This is a genomic window from Oleiphilus sp. HI0066 (assembly GCF_001635725.1).
Map to the genome: position 1 here is coordinate 1 of NZ_LWFH01000713.1, position 1,479 is coordinate 1,479.

A 1,479-nucleotide genomic window follows, 5' to 3' on the forward strand; every position below is an offset into this window, starting at 1 on the left:
AAATAACTTTCCGATTTACGCGTCTCATTAGCTCTTCAGCACTTTCTTTACGTTCGGAATATCGATCCACCAAGTAATCAGCTCGGTCACGCGTAAGTAGCGTAAAACGCACTAGCTCTTCGCATACATCTACAATGCGGTCATAAAAGCCTGAAGGTTTCATGCGGTTATTCTCATCAAATTCTAACCATGCTTTAGCAACCGAAGACTGGTTTGGAATCGTGATCATGCGCATCCAACGACCTAACACACGCAGTTGATTCACAACGTTGAAAGATTGCGAACCACCCTCAACCTGCATGACCGCAAGCGTTTTACCTTGCGTAGGACGCACTGCACCAAGAGACAATGGCACCCAATCTATTTGCGCTTTCATGATGCCAGTCATCGAACCGTGACGCTCAGGCGAACACCACACCTGCCCTTCAGACCAGGTCATTAGATCGCGTAGTTCTTGCACCTTAGAATGCGAGGCATCTTCATCGTCAGGTAAAGGCAGTCCAGATGGATCGAAAATACGAGTCTCACAGCCCATTTTTTCGAGTATGCGTGCGCTTTCTTCAACCACTAAACGACTGAATGAGCGCTCTCTTAAAGACCCATAAAGAAGCAAAATTTTAGGAGGATGCGTGCTGTGCTCAGCAACCGCTAATTCATCTTGTTGAGGTGCTTTAAAACAATCTTCAACAAGGTTAGGAAGATCAGTTAAATCGATATCGCTCACGGCTAGCCCTATAAATCTTGAAACAGTAAACGATAGATTATAAGACAAGACCTCGACAATAGCGTGACAATCGAAGGCTTAATTTAAAGTGACGATATGGATTTAGCTACTGACGTTTAGGTTTATTCGAAGCATTATCCATACATTTGAACAACAATTTATAAATGGTTAAGAATAACCAAATTACTAAGATCTTAGGCCTCTCTCCTTCAATAACGTCTGAATTATAAATTTGTTTACTTAGAGAAGGTTTTCATTCTGTGCTACAAAAAACAATCATTAAAATCGAGAATCCGAAGTAGATTAGCCTGACAAGGAATGGGTGACAGATTCTACTTACATACAAACCTATCAAGGCTGGCTATATCTTGCAGTTGTCATCGATCTGTTTTCGCGCAAAGTCATTGATTGGTCGATGAAGGCTTCACCTAAATCTGACTTAGTCATTGATGCATCATTAATGGCAGTTTCACAATGAAGATCGAAAGATAAAGTGCTCATTCATTCCAGCCAAGGTGCTCAATATACTTCGAAAGACTAGCGAGACTCCTTACTAGATAATAATCTGGAAGTTAGCATGAGTCGCAGAGGAAACTGTCGGAACAATACGTTAGCGGAGAGTTTCTTATCGCTTCAACAAAAAGAGCTCTTTCGGCGCAAGGTCTAAAAAGGAAACGTTGTGAAAGCTGAAATTTTCGATCATGTCGAAGGCGTCTAAAACTCGATACGGAATCATGGCCTGTCTCCTCAGGACT

Annotated in this window: 1 protein-coding gene and 1 pseudogene; one reads left to right on the plus strand and one right to left on the minus strand. The window is 42.0% G+C overall.

The features are described 5' to 3' along the window. The coding region (gene arsH / locus A3738_RS08840; RefSeq protein ID WP_068476182.1) for an arsenical resistance protein ArsH at window positions 1-715 on the minus strand (715 nt) is incomplete at its 3' end. Window positions 716-1,031: 316 nt separating this feature from the next. Here arsH and A3738_RS32580 point away from each other — a divergent pair. Next, window positions 1,032-1,388 (plus strand): annotated as a pseudogene (locus A3738_RS32580) (DDE-type integrase/transposase/recombinase); the annotation flags it as partial. Between the last annotated feature and the right edge of the window lie 91 nt (window positions 1,389-1,479).